A 7,393-nucleotide genomic window follows, 5' to 3' on the forward strand; every position below is an offset into this window, starting at 1 on the left:
TTGCAAGCCTCAATCGAGTAATGCCCAGAGTTATGGGGCCGCGGTAGCTAATTCATTAACATAAACCTGACCATTTTTCCCTAAAAAAAATTCAACCCCTAAGATACCGCATAAATCAAGAGCACTAGCAATTTTTTGGGCCATTTGCTGAGCTGCTTTTTGCGCTGCCGGTGGAATTCTGGCTGGAACAATACTTTCATGTAAAATTTCATTACGATGAATATTTTCACTGACCGGGAAAATTGACACTTGACCATCCCAGTTACGGCCAACCATAACCGAACACTCATGACTAAAATCAATCCAGCCTTCCAAGATACATTCACCCTGCTGCAAAAGCTTTGCAGCTGCCGGTAAATCAGCTGAAGTTTGAAGTACTACCTGGGCTTTGCCATCATAACCACCCTCGCAAGTTTTCAAAACCGCTGGCAGCCCAATTTTTCTGATTGCAGCTTGCAAATCATTTTGATCATTGACAGCTGCAAATGGCGCAACCTGTAAACCGTTATTTTTAAGGAACGTCTTTTCACGTAAACGATTTTTAGTGATTGCCAGCAATTCCGTCCCTTGAGGAATCATAACTTGATCCTGTACAGCTCTTAAAGCTGCTAAATCAACATTTTCGAATTCGTAAGTTAAGACATCAGATCTTTGGGCTAATTCATTAATAGCCTGTCGATCAGCATAAGGTGCAACAATCTGATCATCAGCTGCCTGACCTGCAGAACAATCTGGATTTGGATCAAGAATCAAAACCCGAAAACCCGCTTTTTTGGCAGAAAAAGTCAACATTTGTCCTAATTGACCACCACCAATAATTCCAATTGTCTGACCTTGTTCGATTCTCTGCTTAGTCAAGCTGGTCACCACTTTTCACTGCTGCAGCATGTTGTTCTCGCCGAAAGCACTGCAATTTTTCATTTAGTTCAGGCTGTCCAATCGCTAAAATTTCAACAGCTAATAAAGCTGCATTTTTAGCACCTGCTTTGCCGATTGCCGTTGTTGCAACCGGAACTCCAGCCGGCATTTGCACAATTGACAATAATGAATCCATTCCATTTAGCGCATGACTTTGAACTGGAACACCAATTACTGGTAGCGTTGTATTGGCTGCGATCATTCCTGGCAAATGAGCAGCTCCGCCAGCTCCAGCAATGATAACTTTAATTCCTCGTTCTGCTGACTTTTGAGCAAAATCAAACATTTCAGCAGGCATCCGATGAGCTGAAATAACTTTCTTTTCAAATTTAATACCAAAGCTTGCTAACATCTCCGTGGCGGCACTCATTGTGTCCCAGTCTGAAATGCTTCCCATAACGACACTGATTTGCTTACTCACTGTTAATCCCTCCATCTGTGAACAGCTTATCAAAACCATTCACCCTTGTCAAAGAAAAATCGAACTTTATTTTATTTTTTAGATTTTTATACGGATTATTTTCAACAATAAGCTTTTTAAGTCTGCTTATTTCAACAAAAAAAATGTTGTTCATTAAAAAGCGAACAACATTCATTACTTACTTTTTTTAAGCAGCCTCTTGCTTAGACTAATCCTCTGCCGCTGACACGGCTTCTAAAATTGCTTTAAGCCGATCACATTCAGCTTGAGCTTTTTCCCTTTTTTCATCGTAAGCATCCAGTAAATGACGTCCACGATTGGTTTCGCTGATTTGTTCACATACTTGGTCCAGTTCAGCCAGTTTCGCTTTCGCCGCTTGATATTCATTAATAAGATCAAGCTTATTGCTCATAACAAAACCCCCTAAAAAGAATCTTTAACATCTCGACTAGAATAATCTAACACTTTTTGACAGGTTTGTGAACCTCTTTAGCAATCTTTCTAATAATTCAATTTTTTCAAAGCAAAAGTTTCAAAATTCTGGCGATTTATTTTGCTTCATTAAGTCGACCACATCTCGGGCAATCATTAACTCCTCATCGGTTGGAATAACCATTACTTTAACTTTTGAGGCGGCAGTGGAAATTACTAGATTCTTTCCTGAAATTTGATTAGCCGTTTCATCAAGTTGAATACCTAAAAATTTTAACCGTTGACAAACTAATTTGCGAATTTCACTGGAGTGCTCGCCGATCCCAGCTGTAAAAACTATTCCATCGACACCATCCATTTCTGCTGCGTAAGCTCCAATGTATTTAACAACATCCTTGACGAAAATATCAATTGCCAGCTGAGCTCGTTCATTATCCTTTGCAGCTGCAAGAATATCTCGCATATCCGAAGAAATTCCTGAAATTCCAAGTAAACCAGACTTTTTATTTAAATCATAAATAACTTCCGGCATTGAATGCATTTTTAATTTTTGCATCATAAAAGAAACCATCGCAATATCTGTATCGCCTGAGCGAGTAGCCATCGTTAAACCAGTCAATGGTGTAAAACCCATTGAGGTGTCAAATGATTTGCCATTCTTGATGGCACAAATTGATGCACCCGCTCCTAAATGGCAACTAATCAATTTCAGCTTCCTTAATTGTTGCTTCAAAAGTTTAGCTGCTTCATTAGCCACATAACGATGACTAGTCCCATGAGCGCCATAACGACGCACCCGATATTTTTGATACCATTCATAAGGCACACTGAATAAATAATTAGTTTTGGGAATCGTTTGATGAAAAGATGTATCAAAAACTGCTACTGAAACAGCATGTGGCAGCAATTTCTTAAAAGCTTTGATTCCCATCAAGTTCGCTGGATTATGGATAGGTGCATATTCGGCCAGTCGGTTAATTTGTCTGATTACTCGTTGATTAACGATTACTGAGTGTTGAAAGTATTCGCCACCCGCAACTACCCGATGTCCGACGCCAGCAATTTCATTAAAATCTTTAACAATTTTAAATTTCTTCATTAACTGTAAAAGACGTTCAACGGCTACTGCATGAGTTTTAATTTCTTCCGAACTTTCAAATTTCTGATCACCAAAACTGAGAGAAATTTTTCCTTCTGGCAGACTGATCCGCTCAAAGTTACCCTTGGCGATCACTATCTCACTGTCCATTTCAAATAACTTAAACTTTAAGCTTGAACTGCCCGCGTTAATTGCTAATATTTTAGCCAAATTTATTCCTCCGCTCTTACTCTACAATCTCTGTGATAAATATAACAAAAAAATTCTATTTTTTCATTTAACCAGCTCATTCTAAGAATTGCACTTTTCTTTTCCTTAAAAAGAAACTACAATATTTATTAGTTTATTTGGAGGGATTAAATTGGAATATAAAACTGAACTGATTAAAATTGCTGCTCAAGAAACTGAAATCAAGGAAATTTTTAAAATTTTATGGTCATTTAATCTGAATGAAGCTTTTCTTTGTGCTGGATCTTTGCGTAATTTAGTTTGGAACCATTTAGCAAACCGCCAGCCAAATTTTTTACGTAACAACCTTGATTTAATTTATCTCAATCAAAACCAATCTTACGAAGAATTTTTAACTCTGCAGGAATTAATTAAATTGCATTACGCAAAATATCTTTGGAATCTTGAAAATGTTTATCTGAACAATTTGTCCAGTCATCAACCATATGGAAAAACCATTACTGCTGCTCTTAAGACCATTCCAGAGACTTGCAATGCGGTTGGTTTAAATCTAACTCGACAGGGTCGGTTTCAGGTGATTGCTCCTTTTGGTTTAGCAGACCTGTTCAATTTTGAAATTCATCCAACCCCAATCTTTGCTCAAGACCCACATAAATTAGCTTTTTACCAGCAACGAGTCGCTTGGAAAGAATGGACGCAAGACTGGAAAAATCTTAAAGTTTTCAACCGTTAAGCTTACTAGCCTGTAGTACAGCTGCTTTTAAATTTGAATTTGATTTAACATGGCTTTACTTATATTTGGCTAATAACTCCATTATTCCAAGTTTAGTCAGAATATCAAAATCACGATTAATTTCCAGCAGCAGTTCAACCATTGTCACCTTTACAGCACAGTGCTTGTAAAAATATTCCATCACAAAATTTTCAAAGCCGAGGCAGATATTGACTTTAATTGGAGCGGACAATTCGTTCCAAGCGAATAATCAAAGTAAACATTTTCTCACTAAGCCAATGCGGGGTCATCTTTTGTACGCTGTGTAATCCTTTATTTATATGATCAGATAGTATCGGATTTCGATTTGTTTAGCAATCTTGTCCAGCTCGTCCAGCCTTCTAGCCACTTTTTGTACATCAGCTCAGCAGTTTACCTCGAATTTCCTTCAGCTCCCATCTCACAGTGGACACCTTTGTCTTTGGCTCGTGTTTCCAACTACTACTCACCATCTAGTTGACACCCATGCCGGGCGCACCCTAAAAAAAATGTATCAAATTGTAATTACAATTTGATACATTTAAGCTCGATAAGCATTCACCAAACTAACTGAACTTCAAGCTATTTTAAAAAACCAAGCATCATTTTTGCCAACCCATTTTTGTTGCCGCCGGTGGAAGTTCTAACTCACCAGCTGCCAATTCATCAAATGCCTGTGCTAAGATTGCAAAAGCTTGATGCAGCTGTTCTTTAGTGATTACCAAAGGTGGTTGAAACCGTAAAATATTACCGCGTAAACTAATAATGATTGCACCTAATTCAAAAATTCGGTAAATTAATTTATTAGTAGCTACAACGTCAGGCTTTTTACTCTTTGGATCAACGATGTCTATCCCGCCATCTAAACCATACATCCGCCAGCTACCGATAAAATCATGTTTTTTAGCTTGCTCTTCAAAAAATTCTGCTGCCACTTGGCCTAATTTTGCTGAACGTTCCACTAATTTTTCATCTTTAATCACAGCTAGGGTCGCCAAGGCAGCCGCTGTCGTGATTGGATTGCCCGAGGTAGTAAATAGATGCCCCGGCGCAGCTAGTGAATCCATAATTTTCTGACGCCCCACTACTGCACTTAACGGCAAACCGGAAGCTAATGATTTTCCCACTGACATTAAATCAGGTTCCACTGCAAAGTGCTGAATGGCCCACATTTTCCCACTGCGACCCAATCCTTGATTGACTTCATCTACTGCAAACAAAATTCCGTGTTGATGAGCAAAATTGACGACCTTTTTGACAAATGCAGTTGGAGCTTTAACAATACCACCATCGCCTTGAATAGCTTCCATCATAATAACTGCCGTTTCTTCGGCTGGTAAATAAGTCTGAAATGGCTCCAAAAAAGCCGCAAACATCCGGTCTACAAAATCAGTTTCACTTTCATTTGGCAATCGATGCCAGGGATCCGGATAAGGGACTTTAACAATCCCCGGCAAAAATGGACCAATTTTGCGTGACATATTCAAACTAACGGCTGACGCTGACATCGAGCCATACGTCGAGCCATGATAGGCACCCATAAAACTCACGATATTTTGGCGGCCAGTATAAGCACGCGCAAACTTAATAATTCCATCATTGGCATCTGAGCCTGAATTACCCCAAGCAACCTTGACAGGCCCGCTGATAGGAGCAACCTCACCCAGCTTTTGAGCCAATAACGCTGCTGGCGTATTAGCAAAATAAGCTGGCGTATATTGAATAATTTTAGCTGCTTGATCTTGAATTGCCTTCACGATTCTTGGATGACAGTGACCAGTGTTAGTTGAGGAAGCACTGGCTAATAAATCAAGATATTCATGTCCCTCAACATCCTTAATGACTGCTCCTTGTCCGGAATCAATTACAATATTGAAATATTTAATACGCGAAGTCTTTGATAACGACGCATCTTCCATTTGCAATAATTCTTTATTTTTCACCATCAGGACCTACTTTTTTAAACTCTTGGCTAAATATGAATGACGAATTCCATAAGAGAAATATAAAATCATACCAAAGATAAACCAGAATAATGCATATAATTTAGCATCTTTATCTAATCCCCAGAATACTAAAAATGCTCCAATAAAAGCTAATGTCGGCATTACAGGATATAATGGCATTTTAAAGCTTGGAAGCGGTAAATCTTTGCCCTCTCTTGGACGAAGTGCATAAATTCCGATAGAAACAAACATAAAAGCAATCAAAGTACCAGCAGAAACTAATTGGGCCAAAAAGGAAAATGGGAAAATCGCCCCTAATACAACCCCAACGATCGATAAAACTAATAAGGCATGATTGGGTAAATTATTTTGATTTAATTTACCCAACCATTTTGGCAACATACCATCACGGCCAAATGAATACAACAGCCTTGAACCTGCCAGCATCATGCCAATTAAAGCGGTAAACATTCCAACAACAGCAACTGACTGAACTACCGTTGCAATCATACCATGACCACTCTCACGCAATGCCCAGCCGACTGGTTCAGCATTGTTAGCATATGCCGAATACTTGAACATTCCGACCAAAACTAACGAAACACTAACAAACAAAATCACCGCGATCACTAACGAACCTAAAATTCCACGCGGCATTGTCTTTTGCGGATCCTTTGCCTCAGCTGAATTGGCAGCAATCGAATCAAAACCAATGTAGGATAAGAAAATCGATGAAACACCAGCGTAGATTCCTTGCCAACCACCAAAAGCAGAGCCATCAGCATTTTGACGGTATGCCGGAATAAATGGTGAATAATTAGCCGCCTTGATCGCGCTCAAGCCAACAAAAACAAAGATTAAAATTGCTAAAACTTTTAAAACAACTAAAATATTTTCAACTCGCGCTGCCTCAGAAACTCCACGACTAAGCAAAAATGCTACCAAAACAACTACTAATACCGCAAACAAATCAATCACTCCACCGTTAGTTCCAAACGCTGCGCTTAACGACTTAGGCAGTGTAAAACCAAGCGGTGAAAGTAAACCTTGTAAATTGGCCGAAAGTCCAGAAGCGACAAAAGCTACCGCAATAAAATATTCAGCTAATAACGCCCAGCCAGCGATCCAGCCAAAAAATTCACCAAAAATGACATTGATCCAGGAATATGCTGAACCAGCAAAAGGCATTGCTGAAGCCATCTCAGCATATGCAAAAGCAACTAAACCAGCTACAATAGCAGCAGCTAAAAATGACAATGCAACAGCTGGACCAGCATGTTGAGCAGCAACCACCCCAGGTAAGGTAAAGATTGATGTTGAAACAATTGTCCCAACTCCTAAGGCAATAAAGTCCTTAACTGTCAAGACCTGCTTTAAATGCGAATCCTTGTCTTGATAAACTTTTGGATCCTCTTTCAAAGCAAGCCTTTCGAAAAATTTTCCCATAAAAAAACTCCCCCTACATAAGATAATAATGATAACAAAAATTACAACAATTAATGAAATTATAACAAATAAATTAGAAAAGTCAAATCTATTAAAATTTATTTGCTGTATCTGCTTAACAAAAGCAAAAAAAAGCTGATCAGATTTTAGATTTTAAGTTTCCTGGCAAACTCATGTTATAAGTTTCTTAA

General features: G+C 38.7%; 6 protein-coding genes and 1 pseudogene. 1 reads left to right on the top strand and 6 read right to left on the bottom strand.

Features of this window, described 5'->3' with window-relative positions; genetic code table 11:
* The 4 genes and pseudogenes from purK to ON15_RS04765 form a co-directional block, all read right to left on the bottom strand.
* Positions 1-792 (bottom strand): annotated as a pseudogene (gene purK, locus ON15_RS04745) (5-(carboxyamino)imidazole ribonucleotide synthase); the annotation flags it as partial.
* 58 nt (positions 793-850) lie between these two features.
* The gene (gene purE, locus ON15_RS04750) at positions 851-1,339 is read right to left on the bottom strand and encodes a 5-(carboxyamino)imidazole ribonucleotide mutase (protein ID WP_010580336.1); all 489 of its coding nucleotides are present in this window, start codon (positions 1,337-1,339) and stop codon (positions 851-853) included.
* 208 nt (positions 1,340-1,547) lie between these two features.
* The gene (locus ON15_RS04760; RefSeq protein ID WP_010580338.1) at positions 1,548-1,751 is read right to left on the bottom strand and encodes a hypothetical protein; all 204 of its coding nucleotides are present in this window, start codon (positions 1,749-1,751) and stop codon (positions 1,548-1,550) included.
* A gap of 120 nt (positions 1,752-1,871) precedes the next feature.
* A complete protein-coding gene (locus ON15_RS04765; protein ID WP_010580339.1) occupies positions 1,872-3,080 on the bottom strand; it encodes an acetate/propionate family kinase in 1,209 nt (402 codons plus the stop codon).
* A 151-nt stretch (positions 3,081-3,231) separates the two neighbouring features.
* Here ON15_RS04765 and ON15_RS04770 point away from each other — a divergent pair, with 151 nt between their 5' ends.
* Positions 3,232-3,792, top strand: coding sequence for a nucleotidyltransferase family protein (locus ON15_RS04770; protein ID WP_010580340.1), 561 nt, complete (start codon positions 3,232-3,234; stop codon positions 3,790-3,792).
* A gap of 620 nt (positions 3,793-4,412) precedes the next feature.
* Here ON15_RS04770 and ON15_RS04775 read toward each other — a convergent pair.
* Positions 4,413-5,756 carry an aspartate aminotransferase family protein gene (locus tag ON15_RS04775; RefSeq protein ID WP_026049493.1) on the bottom strand — a complete coding sequence of 448 codons (1,344 nt, stop codon included), beginning with the start codon at positions 5,754-5,756 and terminating at the stop codon, positions 4,413-4,415.
* 6 nt (positions 5,757-5,762) lie between these two features.
* Positions 5,763-7,202 (bottom strand): APC family permease, encoded by a 1,440-nt coding sequence (locus tag ON15_RS04780; RefSeq protein WP_010580342.1) that lies wholly within the window; start codon positions 7,200-7,202, stop codon positions 5,763-5,765.
* Positions 7,203-7,393 lie beyond the last annotated feature (191 nt).

This window comes from Liquorilactobacillus vini DSM 20605, assembly GCF_000255495.1.
Lineage (GTDB): Bacteria > Bacillota > Bacilli > Lactobacillales > Lactobacillaceae > Liquorilactobacillus > Liquorilactobacillus vini.

What these genes read in the sequence shown, in the direction of transcription:
- ON15_RS04780 (WP_010580342.1), bottom strand. Translation starts at nt 7,202, where the DNA reads ATGGGAAAATTTTTCGAAAGGCTTGCTTTGAAAGAGGATCCAAAAGTT.
- ON15_RS04775 (WP_026049493.1), bottom strand. Translation starts at nt 5,756, where the DNA reads ATGGTGAAAAATAAAGAATTATTGCAAATGGAAGATGCGTCGTTATCA.
- ON15_RS04760 (WP_010580338.1), bottom strand. Translation starts at nt 1,751, where the DNA reads ATGAGCAATAAGCTTGATCTTATTAATGAATATCAAGCGGCGAAAGCG.